Genomic DNA, 21,689 nt, shown 5'->3' with positions numbered 1-21,689 from the left:
CAGGACCTCCGGTGCCGGATCACGGCGATCCGGCGGTCGCGGTGCGGGGCCATCGGATCAGGACCTCAGCTCGGTGCGACCGGAGTGCGGCACGGGTGTCCGCTCCAGCAGCTCGACGAGCACCTCGGAGACCGCCTGGACGCCCGAGCGGTCGTGGGCGCTCACCGCGCGGCGGGTGGGGATGAGCCGGTGGGCGAGGACCGGTGCGAGCAGCTGGTCGATGTCGTCGGGGAGGACGAACTCGCGGCCGTCGAGCGCGGCGAGCACCTTGGCCGCGCGGACGAGCTGCAGGGTGGCGCGCGGGCTCGCGCCGAGCCGGAGTTCGGGGTGCACGCGGGTCGCCTGCACGAGCGAGACGCAGTACTGCTCGACGATCGGCGACACGAAGACACCGCGGGCCCAGGCGATGAGGCGCTCGACGTCGCCGCGTGAGGCGACCGGTCCGATGGTGTCGAGCGGGTTGACCGTGTCACGCTGGCGGAGCATCGCGAGTTCCGCTGACGCGTCGGGGTATCCCATCGAGATACGCGCCATGAACCGGTCGCGTTGGGCCTCCGGCAGGGCGTAGGTGCCCTCCATCTCGAGCGGGTTCTGCGTGGCGACGACCGTGAACGGCGACGGGAGGGCGTGCGTCTCGCCGTCGACCGTGACCTGACGCTCCTCCATCGATTCGAGCAGCGCCGACTGGGTCTTCGGCGAGGAGCGGTTGATCTCGTCGGCGATGACGATGTTCGCGAACACCGCTCCGGGCTTGAACTCGAACTCGCGGTCGACCTGGTTGAAGATCGAGACGCCGGTGACGTCCGACGGGAGCAGATCGGGCGTGAACTGGATGCGGCGGACGGTACTGCCGACGGAAGCGGCGAGGGCCTTCGCGAGGACCGTCTTGCCGACGCCGGGGACGTCCTCGATGAGCAGGTGACCCTCGGCGAGCATCACGATGAGGGCCATCCGGGCAGCGAACGGCTTGCCGTCGAGGACGCGCTCGACGTTGTCGAGGATGCGCTCGGCCAGTACCTGGAACTCCTCGGCGTTCAGCGCTGGCTTCAGCTCGGCGACGGTGTCCCGCGGGGCGCGGCTGGTGTTGCTCTGCTCGGTCATGGTCGGCTCCTGCGGTCGTGGTCGAGCATGCGCTTGAACAGCAGCGCGACGATGGTGGCGAGGCCGATCGTGATGAGGGTCGGGGCGAGCGCTCCGAGGAACTGCATCCAGAGGTAGTTGTCGGTCGGGCCGCTGTCGCCGACGAACCCGCGGTAGAGCAGGGTGAACGACTGCCACAGCCCCACACCGCCGCCGAGCGTGAGGACGACACCGACGATCCAGAGGACCCGTTCCCAGACGACGGCGCGGACCCGGTGGGCCTCGGCGGCGTCGAGGTACTCGTCGTACCGCTCCTGGTCGAGCTGGGTCTGCTGCGCGTCGGGACCCGCCACCCCAGGCTGATCGGCGACCGCCGCGGTGTCGCCGGTCCGGGCTTCGAACGGGTGGACGCGACGGTCGGTCTGCGAGGGCATGCCGCGGGACGGCTGGGCGCGCGGGCCGTCGTCGAACCGGTCGTCGGTCGGCGGGCGGACGGGGCGACCGTCGGTGGGCGGCTGGATGAGCTGCGGGGCGATCTCCTCGAGCGAGGCGAGGTGGCTGCGGCGGCCGGTGTCGGAGGCGTTCGGGCGCGTGCGCTCGTCGGTGTGTCCGCGCTGGAACGCGGGGTCGTAGCGTTGGTCCATCATCGGCCTCCGTCGCGCTGCGTACATCGTCCGGGCCGGAACCCGTTGCCCGATCCTAGGACTGATAACGAACAGGTAACACCCCTGGACGTGTCGCCCACAGGAACTCCATATGTGCGCCAGGTTGCGCGCACACGGTGCCGGTGCGGGTCAGGGAACTCTTCGGAGCCGTCGTGCGCATCGGTTGTGTGGACCCGAGCACTGAGCACGTACCCGGTCGGTGAGACGTCTTCCGGTCCCTGAAACCCTCTCCGGTCCCTGAAACCCTCTCCGGTCCCTGAGCTTGTCGAAGGGTGGGGTGTCCGGTCCCTAGCTCCGGTCCCGTTGCCAGGCCCTCTCCGGTCCCTGAGCTTGTCGAAGGGCGGGGTGTCCCGTGTGCACTTCGACAGGCTCAGTGACCGGTGTTCGTTGCCCGTCCCGTTCCGGTCCCTGAGCTTGTCGAAGGGTGGGGTGTTCCGGAGACGACGACAGGCCCGGGAACGGGGTCCGTTCGCCGAGCCCGTCGAGGTACCGGACCTACAGCGCCGCGAGCGCCTCGCGGATCGGGGTCTCGCCGCCGATGACCTCGAACTGCGTGCGGGACGCCGCGCCCGACTCGATGAGCGCGAACAGCACGGCGGCGACGTCGGCGCGTGGGATCGAGCCGCGGTCGGTGGTCGTCGCGGCGGTGATCGTGCCGGTCGGGGCGTCGTCCGTCAGGCCGCCCGGACGGACGATCGTCCAGTCGAGGTCGCGCCCGCGGAGGTCGGCGTCGGCCTCGGACTTCGCCCGCAGGTAGACCTGGAACACGTCGTCCGACTCCGGGTCGAAGTCGTCGGTGCTCATCGCCGACACCATGAGGTAGCGGGGGACCTTGGCGAGCTCGGCCGCCTCGGCGAGGAGGATGGCGCCGTCGCGGTCGAGGGTGAGCTTGCGGTCGGCGCCGCTGTTCGGGCCGGCTCCCGCCGCGAACACGACGACGTCGGCTCCGGCGAGTTCGTCGGCGAGTTCGGCTGCCGAGGAGTGCTCGAGGTCGAGGACGATGGCGCGGGAGCCGATGCCCTGGAGTTCGCCGACCTGTTCGGGGTTGCGGATGATGCCGGCGGGGGAGTGTCCTGCTTCGGCGAGCAGTCGCTGCAGGTGCAGGGCGATCTGTCCGTGTCCTCCGGCGATGACGACGTCGGTCATGTGAGTCCTCTCGTTCGATGCGGTCCCGATCGGTGCGCCGTCCGTTCGTGGGGACGGCGGTCGACCGGTGGTCTGGGTCCAGTGGTCCCAGATCCGCCAGTCAACGCCTCAACCGGGGCGTACGCAACCCGGTCGCGGCTCGGGTACACTAGGTGACGGCTCCCCGCGTGGCGCCATCCAGGCCAACTCCCCCAGGGCGGAAACGCAGCAAGGGTAACCGGGCTCTGGCGGGTGCGCGGGGAGTCTTTTCGTGCCCGCGGTGCCTGCGGTGCCGTCTCCGGCCCGGCACGATCGGCCCGCCCGCGCCGCAGCAGGACATCCGCCCCACAGCAGGACATCCGGCGCCGCTTCCTCCTGCTCTCGCGCCGATCTCCTGCGCTCGCGCCCGTCCGCCAGACACCCTGCGCCCGTCCGCCAGAGCACCACGACATTGTGCGCTTACCCAGCCCCCGCAGAGCCCGCCCCCGTAGGCTGGAAACCGTGGCGCGAAGCATTTACATCATCTCTGCCGAAGGACACTCCGGGAAGTCGACGGTGGCCCTCGGGGTCCTCGACACCCTGAGCCATCAGATCGAGCGGATCGGGGTGTTCCGCCCCATCGCACGGTCCACGACGAAACCCGACTACGTGCTTCAGCTGCTGCTCGAGCACGACGGCGTCGACCTCGCCTACGAGGACTGCATCGGCGTCAGCTACGACGACGTGCACACCGATCCCGAGGCGGCGCTCTCGCGCATCGTCCAGCGGTACAAGCACATCGAGGCGCAGTGCGACGCGGTCGTCATCCTCGGCTCCGACTACACCGACGTCGGCAGCCCGACGGAGCTCGGCTACAACGCGCGGATCGCCACCAACCTCGGCGCGCCCGTCCTCCTCGTGCTCGGCGGCCGCGCCGGTCAGGGTGCGGGGGAGCAGCTCGGCCAGTCCGTCGCCCGCACACCCGACGACATGCGCAACATCGCCGAACTCGCCCTGGGTGAGCTCGCCGACGCCCACGCCCAGCTGCTCGCCGTCGTCGCGAACCGCGCCGATCCCGACAAGCTCCTCGAGATCACCGCCGCGATCAGCGACGCCATCCACCCGAACGGTTCCGCGAACGGTTCCGTCGTCGCCCCGGCCGGCCACGCCGCCGGTGCCGCGATGGTCCCCGTCTGGGCCATCCCCGAAGACACCTTCCTCATCGCCCCGACCATGGACAGCATCCTCGAGGCCGTCGACGGCACCCTCGTGAAGGGCAGCGAGGAGCTGCTCACGCGCGAGGCGCTCGGCGTCGTCGTGGCGGGCATGTCCATGGTGAACGTGCTCCCGCGCATCACCGAGGGATCCGTCATCGTGATCCCGGCAGACCGCACGGAGGTGCTGCTCGCCGCGCTCATGGCCAACGCCTCCGGCACGTTCCCGTCGATCGCGGGCATCGTGCTCAACGGTGGGTTCCCGCTGCCCGAGGTCGTGGAGGAGCTCATCTCCGGTCTCGGCGAGATCCCGCCGATCGTCAGCACCGACCTCGGCACCTACGACACCGCGGTCCGCGTCATGAACACCCGTGGCCGTCTCGCCGCCGACTCGCAGCGCAAGTACGACACCGCGCTCGCGCTGTTCGAGCAGAACGTCGACGCACCGCTCCTGCTCGAGCTGCTCAACGTGGCGCGCGCCGACGTCGTGACGCCCCTCATGTTCGAGTACGGCCTGCTGGAGCGCGCGCGGTCGAACCGCAAGCACATCGTGCTGCCGGAGGGCGACGACGACCGCATCCTCCGCGCGGCCGGCACCCTGCTCGCCCGTGAGGTCGCCGACCTCACCATCCTCGGTGAGGAGATCGAGGTGCGCTCGCGGGCCATCGAGCTCGGCATCGACCTCAGCAAGGCGACCATCGTCAGCCCCTTCGACGCGGTGCTGCGCCTCAAGTTCGCCGAGGAGTACGCCAGGTTGCGGGCCCACAAGGGCGTCACGATCGACATGGCGAGCGACGCCGTCACCGACGTCTCCTACTTCGGCACGATGATGGTGCACCTCGGGCTCGCCGACGGCATGGTCTCGGGCGCCGCCCACACGACGGCGCACACCATCCGGCCGTCGTTCGAGATCATCAAGACGAAGCCCGGTGTCTCCGTGGTGTCGAGCGTGTTCCTCATGGCGCTCGCCGACCGCGTGCTCGTCTACGGCGACTGCGCGGTGAACCCCGACCCGACCGACGCCCAGCTCGCCGACATCGCGATCTCCTCGGCCGAGACGGCGGAGCAGTTCGGGATCGAGCAGCGCATCGCGATGCTGTCGTACTCCACCGGTGACTCCGGTGCGGGCGCCGACGTCGAGAAGGTCCGCTCAGCGACCCGGCAGGTGCGCGAGCGTCGGCCCGACCTCCTCGTCGAGGGGCCGATCCAGTACGACGCCGCTGCCGATGCCGCGGTCGCCGCGACGAAGATGCCCGACTCGCAGGTCGCCGGCCGCGCGACGGTGTTCATCTTCCCCGACCTCAACACCGGCAACAACACGTACAAGGCGGTGCAGCGTTCCGCTGGCGCCGTCGCGATCGGTCCGGTGCTGCAGGGGCTCAACAAGCCGATCAACGACCTGTCGCGCGGCGCGCTCGTGCAGGACATCGTCAACACCGTCGCGATCACCGCCATCCAGGCGCAGGAACAGGAATAGGTCCAGACACACATGCCCACCGTCCTCGTGGTGAACTCCGGTTCCTCGTCGTTCAAGTACCAGCTCATCGATGTCGAGACGGAGCGGACGCTCGCCAGCGGACTCGTCGAACGCATCGGCGACGCGACGGGTGCCGCCGAGCACCGGTCCTACCTCCCGGACGCCGCGGGTGCGACGACGCCGCCCATCGAGGAGCGCTGGGTCATCGAGCGTGAGATCCCCGACCACACGGCCGGGTTCCGGGTCATGCTCGACGCGTTCGCCGAGCACGGGCCGTCACTCGACGAGCACGCGCCGATCGCGGTCGGCCACCGGGTGGTGCACGGTGGGAAGCGCTTCTTCGAGCCGACCGTGGTCACGGACCTCGTGAAGATCAACATCGAGGACATCTCCGAGCTCGCGCCGCTGCACAACCCGGCGAACCTGCAGGGCATCAACGCGGCGCAGGTCGCGTTCCCCGACGTCCCGCACGTGGCGGTGTTCGACACGGCGTTCCACCAGACCATCCCGGCCGCGGCGTACACGTACGCGATCGACGCGGAGCTCGCCGCGAAGCACCGCGTCCGTCGGTACGGCTTCCACGGCACCTCGCACAAGTTCGTGTCGGAGGCGGCTGCGGCCTTCCTCGACCGCCCGCTCGGTGAGCTGAAGCAGATCGTCTTCCACCTCGGCAACGGTGCGTCGGCGTGCGCGATCGACGGCGGCCGCTCGGTCGACACCTCGATGGGCATGACGCCCCTCGAAGGACTCGTCATGGGCACGCGCTCCGGCGACCTCGACCCCGCGGTGCTGTTCCACCTGCATCGCAAGGCGGGGCTCGGGTTCGACGAGCTCGACACGCTGCTCAACCGCCGCAGTGGTCTGCTGGGGCTGTCGGGTACCGGAGACATGCGCGACGTCACCGAGTCCGCGTCGAAGGGCGACGAAGCGGCGCAGCTCGCGCTCGACGTGACCGTCCACCGCCTGCGGCACTACCTCGGGGCGTACCTCGCGGTCCTCGGTGGTCTCGACGTGGTGGTGTTCACCGCCGGTGTCGGTGAGAACGCACCGCTGATCCGTGCGGGTGCGGTGCAGGGGCTCGAGGGGCTCGGCATCATCCTCGACGAGGACCGCAACGCCGAGCGTGCGCGTGGCATCCGGGTGATCTCGACGGACGATTCCCCCGTGACCGTCCTCGTCGTCCCCACGAACGAGGAACTCGAGATCGCCCGCCAGACGGTCGCCGCCCTGGCGTAGCTGTGAGTCGCCGACCCTTCGGTCCCTGAGCACCTCTGCCGGTCCCTGAGCACCTCTGCCGGTCCCTGAGCTTGTCGAAGGGTCCACGGGCGACCTGTTCGATCGGCGGATTTCGCGCGCGCACTTCGACAGGCTCAGTGACCGAAGTCGTCCTGAGTACCTCTGCCGGTCCCTGAGCACCTCTGCCGGTCCCTGAGCTTGTCGAAGGGCCCACGGGCGACCCTCGCTCCGATGTCCCCTGTGCGGAGGACAAAAGAATGAGTGGTTCCCCCTATTAACTTTCCCTGAGAATCCGCTTAGTCTCAGAAAACCAACAGGTACGTCGCGCCTGTCGGACCCCTAGACGAAAGTACTCACCTCAGTGAATTTGAAGACGTCACGCCGCACTGCGGCTCTCGCCACCGGCCTCGCAGTTGTCGCCGGATCCACCCTCCTCATCGCCGGACCCGCGTCCGCAGCGGAGATCCAGGTCACCGCAGACCAGATCGCTCCGAACGAGACGAACTACGCCGGCTGGCACGAGGGTGTCGCCACGCCTGGTGCCCCGGCCGTCCTGAGCGACGCCGGTCTCACCATGACCGGTGACTCGCAGATCATCTACGGCTTCAACAACGACGGCGGTGTCCCGGTCGCTGCTGGCGGCTTCCTCGAGGCAGCGGCGAGCATCAGCTACGCGTCTGTCGAAGACGACCTGTACTTCCAGATCCCCGTTTTCGCCGACGGCACTTCCGACACCTTCACAACGCTGCGTCCTGTGGCGCCGGGCGTCGACGAACCTCGGTGGCGACTGGGTCGTCAGCCAGGAACGTTCCGGGTCTCGCGACCGACGCGACCTACACGCCTGCAGAGCTCAGCGAAGCGCTCGGCGACTTCAACCTGCTCGCGTTCGGTGTCTTCGCCAACGCCGGCACGGTCGACACGCTGCAGTCGGTGACCTTCGGTGCTGACACGTACAACTTCGCCGCTCCGGTCGTCGCTCCGGTCTTCGACCCGGCGGTCTCCGTCGACCCCGACACGATCTACTTCTCCGACGTCCGCCCCGGCGGCGCCGGCTTCAGCGTGACCGTCACGGGCTTCACCCCGGGCGACACCCTGTCGTTCGCGGTGACCGACCCGAACGGTGAGATCTTCGGTTCCGCCGACGGCGCCAACACGGTCATCGCCGACGAGACCGGTGGCTTCGCAGCTGTCGGGCCTCACCCTGCAGGGCGAGGGTATCCAGGTCGGTACCTACACGTTCACCGTGACCGACACCGCTGGTAACGCCCGCGCTGACTCCATCGCCGTCATCGCCGACCCGGTCGCCGCTGGCGCCCCGGCCGTCCCGACGCTGGCTGACACCGGCTCGGACTCGGGTGTCCTCGTCGGTGGCGCTGCCGCGCTGCTGCTCCTCGGTGCTGCCGGCATGCTGTTCGCAGCTGCTCGCCGCAAGGGCGCGCAGGTCACGGCCTAGTCTCACCCTGCGAAGCCCCGTCCTCGACTCCGGTCGAGGGCGGGGCTTCGTGCTGTCGTAGGGGTGCTGACACGTCGACAGGCTCAGTGACCGATAGCCCCCGTTCCCTGAGCTTGTCGAAGGGAAAGGTTTCTCGTGTGCATTTCGACAGGCTCAATGACCGGGCTCCGTTCCGGCACTTCCTCGGTCCCCGGTGCTTCCCCGGTCCCGAGCGCTCCCCGGTCCCTGAGCTTGTCGAAGGGCCCACGGGAGACTTCCTGGCTCGACCCCGGCGGGGGAGGAAGGCGGAGCGGCAGCTCCATTGCTGCACTCCGCCCGGTCGCATGTGCCGGGACCGCTTGGCCCAGGCCATGCGCGCCGGCCATTTGCGCGTTCGGGTAACGAAAATGACCGGAACCCATACTTCGGAGCACTCCGCAGACCGGTTTGGGTCGGAATCGACGCCCGGGTCCGGCCCCGGAGTGCGATGGTGTCGTCAGGCAGCGCGCAGCCTCGGCTTGCCGCCGCGTCGTGGAATGCGATGCGGATCGATATGCGCGGGCGGGATGAACCAGGGCACGTGGTCGCGCACGAGGACCTCCCATCCGTCGTTGTGGATGCGATGGTGATGGAAGCTGCACAACAGGATGCCGTTGGACAGGTCGGTCGGTCCGCCTCGTGACCACCAGACGAGGTGATGGGCCTCGGTATACGACGGTGGATGGGTACAGCCGGTCCAGGCGCAGCCGCCATCGCGCTCGGCGAGGGCCATCTTCTGCCCCTTGGTGAACAATCGTGTGCCAACTCCGAGGTCGAGCACCTGCGACGGCCCGCCGAGCACCATCGGGATGATCCGGCCATCGGCCGCCATGCACCGTGCGGTGCCGGCGGAGATCGGTTCGGAGACGCCGTCGATGTAGGCCTTGCCGTCGGACCACTGGCCGTCGTCGGCCAGATCGGGTTCGTCCATGCGGATGATGAGGGAGACGGGCGCGAGTTCCATGACCGCCGACTCGCAACCCGCGGCGTGACGGAAGACCCCGACGAGGGCTTCCACCCGGCGTTCGTCCATCGTGCGGGTGTCTGGCATCTCTGCGGCCGGAACGTAGGCGTCGTCGAGGGGATCCGCGGAGGGCAGCTCACTGCTGGTTGCTGCCGCCGCGGCCGTTTCATCGGAGGGATCGACGAACCGGACCTGCCGCAGCTGCTTGCCGACGACGGCGTCCATCGTCGCGCGGACCCATCCCGCCGCCTCGGGTGCGAGGAAGGCGCGGAGCTCGGTCATGCCGTCGGGGAGTTCGCGGAGGGTGCAGCGCTGCTGCTTCCGGAGCGCGATCTCCCGTGGCACAGGGCCGTCTTGGTCGAGGCTGGTGCGGACGAGCTTGGCGAGGCTGCTGACCTCGGCGAGCGGCGCACCGTCGCAGTGCTCGATGCCGGCGCTGACGGCACGGTGGATGCGTTCGTCGTCGACACCGGAGCCCACCAACCGCAGCTCGCGCAGCAGGATGCCCGCGCCCTCGACGCTGAGTGCGGACCGGACGAAGCCGGATGGGGTGGTCGCCTCGTCGTGGTCGACCGTGCACGTCGGGTTGTCACCCTCGGACAGCGGCACGCAGGGGGCGTCAGTGGCGAGCCGGGGTTCGATGGCGGCGGCGATCTCGGGGCGGTCGCACTCGATGACGTCGCCGGTGAGGGCGAGCTTGGGGGTGATCGCCTGGGCGACCGAGGTGATCGTGGCGGCGCGTCCGCGAGGGATGCGCCACCGCTCCGAGAGCATGACGGCCGGCGTCGCATACCCGTGGCTGCGGGCCAACGGGTCGTGGCCGACGATGCCGCCTCGGGAACGCTCCGACACCGAGCCCATGACGCGCGCGGCCAGGACCTCGACCACGTGCTGCACGGCACCCAGCTGGTCGAGGACGCGGACCACGCCCGCGTCGTTCATGCCGGCGAGCTGCTCGATGGCGTCGTCGCCTGGTCGGATCGGGTCGAGCGCGCCCGACCACGTGCGGAGGAGCTCGGACACCGTCTCGCTCAGCGTGCCCAAGGGGTCGGTGGAGACCGGACCGAGGGGAACGCGTGGGCTGCTGGACATGGGACCATCCAAACATGAGCCACTGACATTCGAACGCCGACCGATTCTGCGCGCTGATCTGGGATATTTAGCCAACATCTGTTGCGCGCGAGTGCCTCTCCGGGCCCTGCGAGCGGTGAGGGACTTCTCGCGTGGCCCGCGTACACTCGCCATATGCGCCCCCTCTCCGTCCGCGAGCGCGACCTCCTGGTCGCCATGGTCGCCCGTGGTACGGAGGACGGTGTTGATCGGGTCGATCGCCGCCTCCGATCGGGAACGGTGGGCGGGACAACTCGCAGACATCTCGGTGCACGGGACGTGCGGTTGCGGCAGCTGTCCCTCGATCGACCTTGTCCCTGAGAGCGACGACCGGCCCTCCACGGCGCGACAGACCGTCCTCGAAGCGAGTACCTCGACCGCGAGCCTGCTCCTCTATCATCGAGGGCGACCGTCCGACGTACCTGGAACTCGCCCCGTGGGGCGATGAGCCGATCACCGAGTTCCCGCTGGTGGCAGACGTCGAGTTCTGAGGTCGCACCTCGACGGGGGTCGCCACCCTTCGACAAGCTCAGGGACCGGGAAAGGTACTCAGGGACCGGGAGGGGTGCTCGGGGACCGGGAAGGGTGCTCGGGACCGGGTGGGTGCGCAGGGATCGGGAGGGGTGCTCGGGGACCGGGAGAGGTGCTCGGGCCGGGAGCGCGGTCGGGAGGGGTGCTCGGGGACCGGGAGCGGTGCCGGGACGGTGCGAGAGACCGGAGCGTTCGCATCCGTCTCGATCCGGTTCGGTCCCTGAGCTTGTCGAAGGGCACCACCGCCCGCTCAGTCCCGCGTGCCGAACAGCCCTTCGCCGTGCTTCGTCAGCACCTCGTACGCGTCGGCGTAGTTGTCCGGCAGCGGGGCTCCCGGTTCGTACTTCGCGAGGAGGATCCCGATGAGTCCGAGGGCCGGCGGCGTGAGTGGTCGCTTGCGGTCCTTGTCCTTGTCGGCGCGGGCGTTCGCCTCGGGGTTCGGCGGCACGTAGGCGGGCGTCACCGTCGGCCACAGCACCGGTTGCCGCGGTGAGGTGAGGTTCACGGCGTTGAAGATGCTCGTGGCGGTGCGGTCGCGTTCGGTCAGCGGGTCGAGTCCGTGCAGCTCGGCGAGGGTCTTCATGAGTGAGCCGTGATGCATCTCCTCGTTGATGACGCTGCCGGCCTTCGTGTACGCGGAGATGACGATGGTCGGCACCCGCAGGCCGAGGCGGTCGAAGGTGAAGCCCATCTCGCCCGCCTCCGGCTCGCCCGACGGCGGGGTCGCCTTGGGTGGTGCGACGTGGTCGTAGATGCCGCCGTGTTCGTCGAAGGTGACGAGCATGACCGTGTTCATCGCGTTCGAGCCGGTGGTCGACGCCCCGTGCTTGATCGCCGTGTAGACCTCGCCGAGGAGTTGCTCGCCGGCGCGCATGTCGGAGTAGGCGGAGTCGAGCTCCGGGTCGACGTCGTCCCGGCTCGGGTTGTCGGGACGGACGACCGGCGGGTGCATGTCGTTGTGGTCGAACACCATGCGTGGTTCGACGAAGGCGTAGTCGGGCAGGTCGCCGTTCGCCGCGTCCTCGTGGAACTGCTCCATGCTGCGGAAGTTGCTCTTCCAGTACTCGCTCGATCGACGGTGCGCTCAGGAGACCGGTGAGGGACACGACCTGTTGGGCGTCGTAGTAGACGCGCCAGGTCTTGCCGGCCTCCTCGAGCCGGTTGAACACGGTGGGGACGGCCGGTGCGCTCAGCCACTTGCCGATGCCGTCGCCCTCGATGTTGGTGACGTAACCGTGGGAGGTGCTCGCGTGGAAGAAGGAGCGGTTGCAGAAGGTCTGGGAGGGGACCGCCGCGTACCAGTGGTCGTAGACGCCGAAGTTCTTGGCGAGCGTGGACAGCACCGGCAGCATCTCGGGGGAGAAGCCGCCCATCACGGTGGAGTACTCCTCGGGCGTCGGCTTGCGTCCGCGGGCGAGCGTCGAGTTGACGATGTAGTCCTTGACGAAGCCGTCGTTCTTGGGCGAGGAGGTGTCGGCCGGGAGGTTCCACGGTGGCTGCAGCGGATTGCGGAGGTCGCCGTTGCTCTCGGGGTCGATGGTGCCGAAGAGCTGCGTGTTGACGTGCGGGTAGAACTCGCCGGGGTCCGGGTCGGGTTGCGCCATGATCTGGTCGGTGGGGCCCGTGTAGACGTGGGCGGGGACGGCTTCGCCGGACTCGCCGGGGTTGCTGTAGTCGCCCTGGGCGAGGCCGTCGAAGGTCTGGCCGGCCGGTTCGCCACCCGCTGGGTACAGCCATCCGAGCATGTGGTCGAAGGAGCGGTTCTCGAACATCACGACGACGACGTGGTCGAAGCCCGGTTCGCTGCGCTTGGGGAGCGGCGTGAAGCCGTAGTCCTCCTGCGGGTTGGACGCGGTGGCGGCTGCGATCCCGCCGGCGACGGCACCGCCCGCTGCCAGCCCGGCGACGCCGAAGCCTGCGGCGCGGAAGAAGTCGCGGCGGGAGGCGGGGCGTTTGGGGCGGGGCATCGACGAATCACGCGCCGCGGCAGACCCAGATGCATCGTCGAAAGTCGAGTCGGTGCCTTCGTGGTGTGTCGTCATTCGAGCCTCCTGGTGGGCGTTGCGCGGAACACTAAAGGGGTCGCCAGCCTGTTGTCCAGCGTAGGCGCGGACACACATCAATGCGGTGCGAAGACCCATTCCGAAAACGCAGTAGTCGAGAGCCATGCCCCTGTCAGTCGGCAAGGTGGCTGTTGAAACAGACTCTTTGGTGTGGAGAAGGGAGCCAGCCAGCTTCATACACCCGGCCCATGCAGGCACCTAGCTATGCAACGGTCTCAAAACTCGATTCCGGGGTGATTCGAGGCATCATGACTCAGCGCTGTGACTGCGATCAAGGGGAAAATGCTCCAGATTAGAAGTTCTCCCTTCGATGCTTGATTATGCGGTATCGATAGCCAATACTTAGACGTTGGGGGAGACGCGCTCACGTATGGTCGTCGCCCAACGCGGTTCACCGAGATTCATTCCAGCTCTGATGTTGGAAACATTAGTGCTAGCTCCTGTGAGCTAGGTTTATGCGAGCGGGGGCTCAAATGTCCAAGACTAAATCCACCAGCGAGTATGCTGTCGAGTCATTCACTGAAGAAGACTACGACAAAGCTTCGGGCTTGGGAGATTTTCTCGACCTTGTGAAGGTGGGGTCCGCCCGAAGAATTACACTCCAGCGACTTTTGCGCTTGAACGGTAACGTCAAACGCGGCAAGGTGGTCAACGATCAGATCAACGCGGCGCTCGAGTCTCGCGGACTCATCTCAATCCCGACTGTTGAAACCGCGGACTACTACGGGACAATCGATGTCGTAGACAGGCGGGATGTCGATCAGGGCAACACCACTATTGGGTGGCCGGTCTCCTCGCTCGTGGAGGACGCGCGGAGCTCGTTCCTCGAAGCAGAACGACACTCTTGCCCGCGCCGAAACTCTGATGGCGATGCATGACTACTCTCAGCTGCCTGTCATCAGCGAGGATGGGAAGCAGCTGATCGGTTCCGTCACCTGGCGCTCGATCGCACACGCGCGGGGGCGCAAAGGAGCGACTGCCGGTTTGGCAGATGCTCTGCATCTCGGGGTCCGAGTAGCTGGGTCGTCTGAGTCAATAATGAACCTCATCCCTTCAATCGTGTCAGACGACTTCATCTATTACGCTGACCCAAATGGCTTGATCGTCGGAATTGTGACATCGACAGATCTTGCCGTGAATTTTGAGAAGACGACTGGTCTGTTTATTTTGATTGGCGAGATCGAGAATCGTTTGCGCAGGATTCTCGATAACTTGTCGGCGCCAACTCTAATGAAAGTAGTTCGAGGGAACCGCCCAGGGACTCCGGGTGCAGCGCTGCTAACTTTTGGTGAGTATATCCTGGTTCTCAAAGACAAGGAGAACTGGAAATCCCTGGGTTTGACCTTGGATCAAGATGCGTGTCTCATAAATCTTGAGGCGGTTAGGCAGGCGCGAAATGCTCTCATGCATTTCAGGCCCGCGACTGATGACGGCCATGCACTATCCGTCCGTCAGTGCCTGAGCTGGGTCCGAATTGCGGAGATGGATGTAGCGATGTGATCGCAAGAGGATTGTGAATTGGCTAGAGTGCACTAGATCGCGCCGCGCGGTTTTTTCGTTCCTTCCCCACCGATTGTGCGGGTTTCAGGTATAGATCGTGCGGGCTAGATGCCTGTGCCGTCGACGTCGCTTCTAGGTGACTCCCAGTGCAGGAACCGTTCTGGTGGTTGACATGAGCGCCGCGGTGGTCTTGTATTCGGCGGCGGCGGCGGCGCGCTCGAGCAGAGTCCTGCGCCGCGATACGTGTACTTACAGACCACAGAATTGTGCGAATGAGGCGCAGTGCGGGTTGGTGGCGTCAACGTAGTCTCCGGCCTGACGATGGCAGGCAGCGAATCCGTGAGCGTGATCCAGCCGGTTCAGCCTATGGCCAGGGCAGGCATCCCCAGGAAGAGTAAGATTCTCAACAGGATCGCCCAGCTAGGACTCCGGGTCTGCCACATGACGATCGGCTTGGAGGCGACGATTGCCCGGGGCGATAGCGCCTTTGGCTGGTGCGGCGTCGAATTTACCGACGCACCTTGAATGCTCGTCTGACCGCCGAAAGCTGGATTAGTAGCACCGTCGAGCTCCGCCATGATTTCGCCGAGGAGAGCCCCCCAACGGTCCGAGGTGAGCAGAGCTAGCAGGAGAATCGACTGGGACACCCATCGAGCGCTCCTGCAAGAGCACTGAGGCTGATCGCGCGGATGTTACGCAAGGCGACAAGGGTGATGTTCCCTGTGGCGCGGGATACGCAAACGATGAAGATCATGCAGCCGCCAAGGGCGCTCAAGGCGAAGGATACGGTGACGACTCCTGAGAAGAGCATCGAACTGACCCACGGGGCCAGCGCCGCGAACACCGCCCCCGCGGAAGCCCCCATGATGGCGTTCAGCAGTATCGAGCGAGTGGCGCGCTTGAGTCTGAGTTCGCGATCTGGCGCACGACCGACCCAGCCCTGCATGAAGTTTGGAACCGATTGCAGGACCGTCAACGTCATCCGCTGCAGTCGCTCGATCGAGGCAAAAACCGCGACCGATTGCGGAGAGACAATGCTGACAAGGGTGATGGGGAGAGCGATGTAGAGGGCGCTGACCGCACGTCCCGAGAGGGCGACCATCTGGAGGCGGATAGCGATGAGGATCCGACCTCCGCGAACAGCTCGGAAATCACCGAACCTCACTCGCGTCAGCAGGAGCGCCAGAACCGGTGACGCGAGGGATGGAATGAGGATCGCTAATCCATAGACCAACAGCGGTGCACCGAGGCTGATTGCCACGGTTGCGATGATCACCGCGATGATTCGAGGCAAGGAGTCCGTGATCATGATCTTCGAGGGCGAACCTGTCCCGACGAAGAACCAGGACGCGGTCAGCCCAACTCCGGCTGCTCCGACTGCGACAAGAGCCGCGGCGCTCTCGTAGCCTGGCGCCAGCAGCACCGAAACAACTGCAGCGATTGGTCCTATGACGACAAAGGCAACGCCTTTCGTTGCAAGCGAGGTCGCCAAGATCTGGCGCTGATTCGCCGCTCGTGCTCGTGCCACCCTCTGCGGTCCATTGAGCCCCCATCCCAATTCGACGAGGACGCCGCCGGCTGCACCGACCGATTGAGCGATCGCTACTGCTGCCCATGCGAGGGCTCCGAAGTTGGAAGTGATCGCGGGTAGCGCGATCAGTGGGCTGATCGCGCCAAGCATCGGGAGAACGAGAAACCCGAAGAGTCGACGGAACGTCTTCGCGTTCATCGGACCTTGTCTTCCGGCAGATGACGTGTCCGTGCGAACCTCATTGCCCGCCTTCTGTCCGCCGGAAGGATGACACCACCCGCTCGCAGACTTCGCGGAAGGGCTCACGGTTGGCCTCAATCGTGAAGAGGTCGAGCGCCTTGTGCCGCGCACGAGAGCCCAGCTCCCGGCGAACGAGAGGATCAGCCAATTTCTCCAACGCGTTGGCAAGGGCAGGCACTGACGACGGTTCCACCGTCAGGCCGCCGGATCCCACTGCCCAGGTCATGGGTTCGATGTCGCTCACGATGACCGCGCGACCGGCGAGCATGGCGTCCATCAACTTCGCCGGGAGCTGACCATGGGCGTATCCGTCGTCTTTGCTCGGGATCACCACGATGTCCGCGTTCTCGACCAGCGCGAGGCCCTCATCGAAGGAGGTCATTCCGACCCACTGTTCCCAGGGCCGAGCGTCCTCGGGTGCTTCGTCGGTGAGCTTGAGCGTGATGCCAAGATCCTGACGGTTCGCGACCGCCTCACGCAGGATGTCGACGCCCTTGTGCTTCCGATTCGTTCCGACGAATGCGATGGAGGGCTTGGAACTGGTGTGCGGTGCTCCGAAGCCGCGGTCGTCGCGAACATGGGGAACGACGGGCCCGCCGTAAATGGCTTGGAGGACCGGATTGCTCACGATGGTGTCCGCCTGCAGTGCGAGCCGCTTCAGCTCCGTGTTCTTGCGCACGGCGCTGAACTTCAGGATGCCCTTCGCGAAGCGGCGCAGCGGGCGCCGCCACGACAGCGCGGCTTCGAGATCCGGGTCGTCGACATCGAGGAGGAGTGGCCGTTGTGCGGCGCGCGCGAGCCGTCTTGCGCGCCCGAAGGACGTCTCCACCGGCTTGACTGCGAGGACCAGGTCGGCAGCCTCGACAGCCGCAAGGAGTTCGGGATCATCCTCGTCGACCGTGCGACAGTTCGCGGCGAAGTCTCCGCCGCGCAGTGGACCCCAGATCTCGCCGCCACGTGGCGCGAACACCTCGGTCTCCCAGCCGTTGGCCCGCATCAGCAGCCACAGGCAGTAGGTGCGACCAAGCGAGTTCGACGTGATGTCGGGGGTGAAGATCGCGATTCTCATCGACGCTCCTCGCAGAAGTCGTTCGATCGCCATCAGAACCGCAAGCCAACTGTCGAGGACGGCTGAGGCGTACTCGACCCTGACTTCGCAGGATCACAACGAGGTAGAAGTACGCCGCGATGAACAGTCCGACGGCTATGTAACCGGGTCAGCCTGTGCACGCGAAGGCTGCTCGCGATCATTGCATAGGCGATGATTCGCACGTAGCCGAACGTCAGGCGGGCGATTCGGTACAGCGCGGTAGGCAGATCTCGCCGAATCGGCGAGCATCTGACGAGTTCGATGTATGAGGAGCTACGACGACCAGCGGCGACGACGCCCTCTTGGCGAGCAGGCATGGCCACGACGATGCGGTCGTCGCGGGTTGTCTTGCCGGCGTTCCTGGACTGAGCGATTCTGCCGTCGGACGATCGCCCTCCTTCGCATGGCGGAGAGCGCATAGAGGCCGGCAGCAATGGGCACTACTCTGATACAGGACCTCGGTTCCGACCGCGCTTCCGCGCCGAACGGAGCCGCTGAGATAGTCAGCGTAGGCTCCACCGGCGAACGATCACGCCGAAGGTCTGGAGCAGCACGGAGCTGGCCGGCATCACCGCGACGACTGCCACGCATCACGACCACCTGCTACGGCACGTCCACGATGCTGCGTGTCGTCGGCCTGAGGTATGCAGCAGCCAGCCGACGATCGGGATGAACGCGATCCGCTGAACGCTATGGACTAGAAGAAATCCTAAGAGAGCCGACGACGCACGGCCGACGTCCACGGCCGTGCCCGCAGAACGAGCACGATACTCGAGGCTGGCGCCGCAGCGCTGCAGACGCTGGACCTTGGCGGAGGATGTTGAAACTGTCGACGTTACGCTGGTCCTGCAGCGATATCGTGAGTCCGACATCGAGCCCGCGGCGGTGCGTACTGTCTGTCACGTGGGGAGCATGATCGCGATGGCGCATGATGCATCGCGTTCACGAGTCGCGAGCCGGAACGTACGACAGACGTGCGCGTCACTCGCAGATGCGTGATACCGGAGCGAAGTTGGTACCGAGGTACCGCGAGCTACGCCGCGGATACTCAGATGCGATTCGCCACTCTCGATGAGAGCGGCGAAATTGTGTGAACTGAGCGATCGGCACACATCGATATCGTGTTGCCGTAGATCGAGAGCGTCAGGGCCATCCGACGCCGTAGTTCCGGAGGCCGGCGACGGTGCTGACGATCAGGACGGGCATCGGCGAGCAGCAAGCCTCGTCAACTACTCCGGATCGGAGCCGCGGACATTCCCGCCGCCTCGCACAAGAAGCGAGGTGAAAACGCCGTGCTCGGGCGTAGACGACTCATCGGAGCACCTGCCGCGCGGCACTCCGTCAGCACACAGTGGGCTTCGACAGTGACCCTGCGTGCGCCATCAGCATGTGCACAGCCGAGGCGCGCCGACGAGTCGCGCGCAGAACGCGCATGGCGTTGCACGCGTCACGAGTCCCTCGCGAACAGCCAGTCGTCCGCTGCCAGTCGGCCGTCGACATTGGAGAGACCGTCCAGAATGACTTGGCGCGGGTCGGCGTGAACCGGATTGCGTCGGCGATGGCGCCAGCCAGCCTGATGCGACGTGGCCTCCGGCGAGAGCATGCGATGTCCGTGATTCTCGAGCCAGTCTGCAATGCCGGTTTCCGTGCTCGCGACGATCTCGGTGCCGACGCTGAGGCCCTCGACGATCGGGAGACCGATCTGCTCTTTCCAGTTGGTGAAGGGTTGCGACAGCAGGACGGCGACGTCAGCATGGCGCTGCGCCTCGAAGATGACGTCACGGGTGGGGTCGATGATGACCGTCGTGCGCGGTGCGGTCTGCGCCCAGTGGAGCACCTCCGCCTCGAGCGGCCCCTTGCCGAGGATCTGCAGTTCGGCGTTCGGCGACGACGCCAACACGTCCGACCAGCTGTCCATGAGCTGCCGGATGCCCTTCCGCTCGTCGAGTGCACCCACGAACAGCACCTTCGAGGCCGGCTCGTCGCTGTCGACGGTGAGCGCGGACGGGTGGGCCGTCGGCAGGCCCCAGATCAAGGTCGTCTCCGGTGGACGACGCTTCATCCGGGCGCCGAGCAGGGCTTCGTAGTTCGTCTCCGCGTCGGCGGTGCCGAAGACGACGCGAGTCAGCGATCGGTAGCAGAATCCAACCGTCAGACGCAGCAGGGCCCGGGTGACGGCGACTGGCAGATGCGTGCTCGCAGCGACCTTCCGCGGCAGGTCGGCGTTCTCGATCGCGTAGGTCACGAGCTGCGTCGGCTGCCGATGAAACATTCGGCCGATACGCGCTGCCGCCGAGAGAACCAGGTTCTGCGGCAGTGCGCTCGGAGCGTAGGGTTCGACGATCTCCAGCCTCGAGTAGGTGCCCTTGAGGACCAATGCCGCGATGTGCACGAAGGACGTCTGTTCGACCCGGACTCCCGCAGGAGCTCGCGTCATGTCGAAGTCGTACATCGGCTTCTGATAGAAGAAGTCGCCCGGCGCGCTGTCGTGCAGCCGCTCGAGGTGCGTCGTTCGCGCGCCGCGGTAATACCGGGCGATGGGTTTCTGGGTCATCGGGGCCAAGCGTCCTTCGTCACACGTTCGAAAGCAGGCTGTTCCGTCTGGCGCAGACCGTCTCGATACGCCAGCCAGATGTCACCACCGAAGCGGAATCGGCCTGCGGCGACGCGTTTGCCCACACGCAGCGTCGCGCGGATGACGGACGCCAGGAGGAAGCGCGGCTGACGCGCAGCGACACGGCCGAGTCCATACGCCGAGTAGAGCTGGACTCGGTCGCCGGCGATGCTGTGCGACGACGAGACCGCATGAGCGACGGTCGCGTCGGGTGCGATCGCAACCCCGAAACCCGCGGCGCGGGCGCGGTAGCCGAACTCCACGTCCTCCCAGTACATGAAGAAGGTCTCGTCCAGCAGGCCGATCGTCTCCAGAAGTCGTCGGGAGACCAGGACGCACGCCCAGGTCACGAAGTCGGGGCTCGTCGACCCCGCCGTTTCGTCGATCCGCAATGGGAACCCGATGGCCGGGCCGAGCGCCTGGAGCGAGCCGTCCTCATTGAGAATCGCAGGGCCGACGATCCCCACACTCGCATCGCGTTCGAACTTCGCCAGCATCGCGGACAACGCCCCCTCGTGCAGCCGAGCATCGTTGTTGATGACGAGCGCGAAGTCTGCGCCAGCGTCGAGGGCGTAGCGCAGACCGACGTTGACTCCGGCGGAGAAACCGCCGTTCTCCGACCGTTCGAGCAAGACGTGATCCGGAGCGTCCGACGTGTCGAGCGCTTGCCGAAGCGTGCCGTCCGCCTCGTTGTCGACGATGACGATCTGGTTCAGGCCGCCGTCCTGTGCGAGCGAGGCGATGCACGCGCTCGTGTTCGCGGCGTCGCGCCAGTTCAGGACGACCGCGGCAATCGACGGTTGGGGCGAGGAGACCGCTTCAGGACGATCCATCAACGCTCTCGCAACACGTTCGAGACGATCTCGGCCGTCCGGTCCCAGCTGTAGGTCGCCGCGAGCGCGTGCCGCACGGGGTCGTCCGACAATGGCGCGTTCCATCGCGTTCGCCCAGGCCAGGTCGTCGTGCGCGTCACCGACCGGGAACCCCTGTCCGCTCGAGATCTCGGCGATCGACTCGCAGCCCTCCCAGAAGATCACCGGGGTTCCGCACGCGATGCTCTCGACCGCCGGAAGCCCGAAGCCCTCGACCAGCGACGGGAAGACGGTGGCGACCGCGCCGCGGTAGAGGTCGGCGAGCTCCGGGTCGGTCAGCCCGCTCCGCACCTCCACGCGGTCGGCCACACCGAGTTCGGCTGCACGACGCTCGGCGCCCTCACGGTCGTTCATGACGACGACGAGCTTCGCTTCGGGAACACGAGCCAAGGCGCGGAACACCACATCGACGTTCTTGTGCGCCCGCAGGTTGCCGACGTAGAGGAAATAGGGGGCGGAGTCTTGAGCAGCTGATGAACCGTCCGGGTGGAACGCCTCCGACAGTCCGTTGCCAGCGTTGACCACTCGGACGCGATCGTCGTCGACCCACTCCTCGATCGCGCGCTTCGACGTCTCCGACACGGTCAGCACCAGTCTGTTCCTGCGGATGATCGGGCGCAGGACAGCCGAATAGTGCGCGAGGTACACGGCACGACGATTGGTCGTCGGATGCAGATGGATCAGATCGTGGACGGTCACCACCTGTGGTGAGCGTGCGAGGAATCCGTTGTAGCCGGGGGAGTAGATCGTCTCGCCGCCGGGTGTCCGGCGCACGCGAAGGAAGTCCTGCGGATCGGACGGCTTGCCGCCCACCTCGAGCGGCGACCACTCGACGCTCAACCGCGGGAGTACCTCGGACGCATAACGACCGATGCCGTGGACGCCGCTCCACCTGGTGTCGGCAAGGATCATGAGGCGAGGGTCCGA

General features: G+C 66.6%; 15 protein-coding genes, 1 other RNA gene and 1 pseudogene. 7 read left to right on the top strand and 10 right to left on the bottom strand.

Going from position 1 to position 21,689, the window contains the following annotated elements:
- Window positions 1–57 precede the first annotated feature (57 nt).
- The 3 genes from AC5JOC_RS15695 to AC5JOC_RS15685 all read right to left on the bottom strand — a co-directional run bounded on the left by AC5JOC_RS15695 (window position 58) and on the right by AC5JOC_RS15685 (window position 2,891).
- Window positions 58–1,101 (bottom strand): AAA family ATPase, encoded by a 1,044-nt coding sequence (locus AC5JOC_RS15695; protein WP_086475010.1) that lies wholly within the window; start codon window positions 1,099–1,101, stop codon window positions 58–60.
- Window positions 1,098–1,727 carry a hypothetical protein gene (locus tag AC5JOC_RS15690; protein WP_494246778.1) on the bottom strand — a complete coding sequence of 210 codons (630 nt, stop codon included), beginning with the start codon at window positions 1,725–1,727 and terminating at the stop codon, window positions 1,098–1,100. The genes AC5JOC_RS15695 and AC5JOC_RS15690 overlap by 4 nt, the downstream gene beginning before the upstream one ends.
- A 513-nt stretch (window positions 1,728–2,240) precedes the next feature.
- Window positions 2,241–2,891, bottom strand: coding sequence for an SDR family oxidoreductase (locus AC5JOC_RS15685; protein ID WP_086475012.1), 651 nt, complete (start codon window positions 2,889–2,891; stop codon window positions 2,241–2,243).
- 154 nt (window positions 2,892–3,045) lie between these two features.
- Here AC5JOC_RS15685 and ffs point away from each other — a divergent pair.
- The 5 genes from ffs to AC5JOC_RS15660 all read left to right on the top strand — a co-directional run bounded on the left by ffs (window position 3,046) and on the right by AC5JOC_RS15660 (window position 8,229).
- Window positions 3,046–3,142: signal recognition particle sRNA small type (gene ffs / locus AC5JOC_RS15680), an RNA gene on the top strand.
- Window positions 3,143–3,371: 229 nt separating this feature from the next.
- Complete coding sequence (pta, locus tag AC5JOC_RS15675; protein ID WP_064296374.1) at window positions 3,372–5,540, top strand: phosphate acetyltransferase; 2,169 nt, start codon at window positions 3,372–3,374, stop codon at window positions 5,538–5,540.
- A 12-nt stretch (window positions 5,541–5,552) separates the two neighbouring features.
- Window positions 5,553–6,776: an acetate/propionate family kinase gene (locus AC5JOC_RS15670; protein ID WP_079706815.1), complete on the top strand. Its 1,224-nt coding sequence runs from the start codon at window positions 5,553–5,555 to the stop codon at window positions 6,774–6,776.
- A gap of 780 nt (window positions 6,777–7,556) precedes the next feature.
- A complete protein-coding gene (locus tag AC5JOC_RS15665) occupies window positions 7,557–8,039 on the top strand; it encodes a hypothetical protein (RefSeq protein ID WP_494246777.1) in 483 nt (160 codons plus the stop codon).
- Complete coding sequence (locus AC5JOC_RS15660) at window positions 8,020–8,229, top strand: LPXTG cell wall anchor domain-containing protein (RefSeq protein ID WP_494246776.1); 210 nt, start codon at window positions 8,020–8,022, stop codon at window positions 8,227–8,229. Before AC5JOC_RS15665 ends, AC5JOC_RS15660 begins: the two co-directional genes overlap by 20 nt.
- Before the next feature lie 475 nt (window positions 8,230–8,704).
- On the opposite strand, the gene AC5JOC_RS15655 is transcribed toward AC5JOC_RS15660, so the two are convergent.
- The 3 genes and pseudogenes from AC5JOC_RS15655 to AC5JOC_RS15645 all read right to left on the bottom strand — a co-directional run.
- Entirely contained in the window at window positions 8,705–10,303 is a 1,599-nt protein-coding gene (locus AC5JOC_RS15655) for an HNH endonuclease signature motif containing protein (RefSeq protein ID WP_494246775.1), read from the bottom strand.
- A 799-nt stretch (window positions 10,304–11,102) separates the two neighbouring features.
- Window positions 11,103–11,891, bottom strand: coding sequence for an alkaline phosphatase family protein (locus AC5JOC_RS15650; protein WP_494246774.1), 789 nt, complete (start codon window positions 11,889–11,891; stop codon window positions 11,103–11,105).
- A gap of 133 nt (window positions 11,892–12,024) precedes the next feature.
- Window positions 12,025–12,597 (bottom strand): annotated as a pseudogene (locus AC5JOC_RS15645) (alkaline phosphatase family protein); the annotation flags it as partial.
- 791 nt (window positions 12,598–13,388) lie between these two features.
- On the opposite strand from AC5JOC_RS15645, the gene AC5JOC_RS15640 reads away from it, so the two are divergent.
- Window positions 13,389–13,793, top strand: coding sequence for a hypothetical protein (locus AC5JOC_RS15640; RefSeq protein ID WP_494246773.1), 405 nt, complete (start codon window positions 13,389–13,391; stop codon window positions 13,791–13,793).
- A 181-nt stretch (window positions 13,794–13,974) separates the two neighbouring features.
- Window positions 13,975–14,415, top strand: coding sequence for a hypothetical protein (locus AC5JOC_RS15635; RefSeq protein ID WP_494246911.1), 441 nt, complete (start codon window positions 13,975–13,977; stop codon window positions 14,413–14,415).
- Between the two features lie 622 nt (window positions 14,416–15,037).
- Here the strand turns inward: AC5JOC_RS15635 and AC5JOC_RS15630 are convergent.
- The 4 genes from AC5JOC_RS15630 to AC5JOC_RS15615 form a co-directional block, all read right to left on the bottom strand.
- The gene (locus tag AC5JOC_RS15630) at window positions 15,038–16,144 is read right to left on the bottom strand and encodes a hypothetical protein (protein ID WP_494246772.1); all 1,107 of its coding nucleotides are present in this window, start codon (window positions 16,142–16,144) and stop codon (window positions 15,038–15,040) included.
- A 40-nt stretch (window positions 16,145–16,184) separates the two neighbouring features.
- Window positions 16,185–17,255, bottom strand: coding sequence for a glycosyltransferase family 4 protein (locus AC5JOC_RS15625; protein WP_494246771.1), 1,071 nt, complete (start codon window positions 17,253–17,255; stop codon window positions 16,185–16,187).
- A gap of 1,468 nt (window positions 17,256–18,723) precedes the next feature.
- Window positions 18,724–19,830, bottom strand: a complete 1,107-nt coding sequence (locus AC5JOC_RS15620; RefSeq protein WP_494246770.1) for a glycosyltransferase — start codon at window positions 19,828–19,830, stop codon at window positions 18,724–18,726.
- A complete protein-coding gene (locus AC5JOC_RS15615; protein WP_494246769.1) occupies window positions 19,827–21,674 on the bottom strand; it encodes a glycosyltransferase in 1,848 nt (615 codons plus the stop codon). Before AC5JOC_RS15615 ends, AC5JOC_RS15620 begins: the two co-directional genes overlap by 4 nt.
- Window positions 21,675–21,689 lie beyond the last annotated feature (15 nt).

The organism is Plantibacter sp., assembly GCF_059073635.1.
Note: the sequence above shows the minus strand (reverse complement) of the source record. Positions and strands in the feature narration are given on the sequence as shown.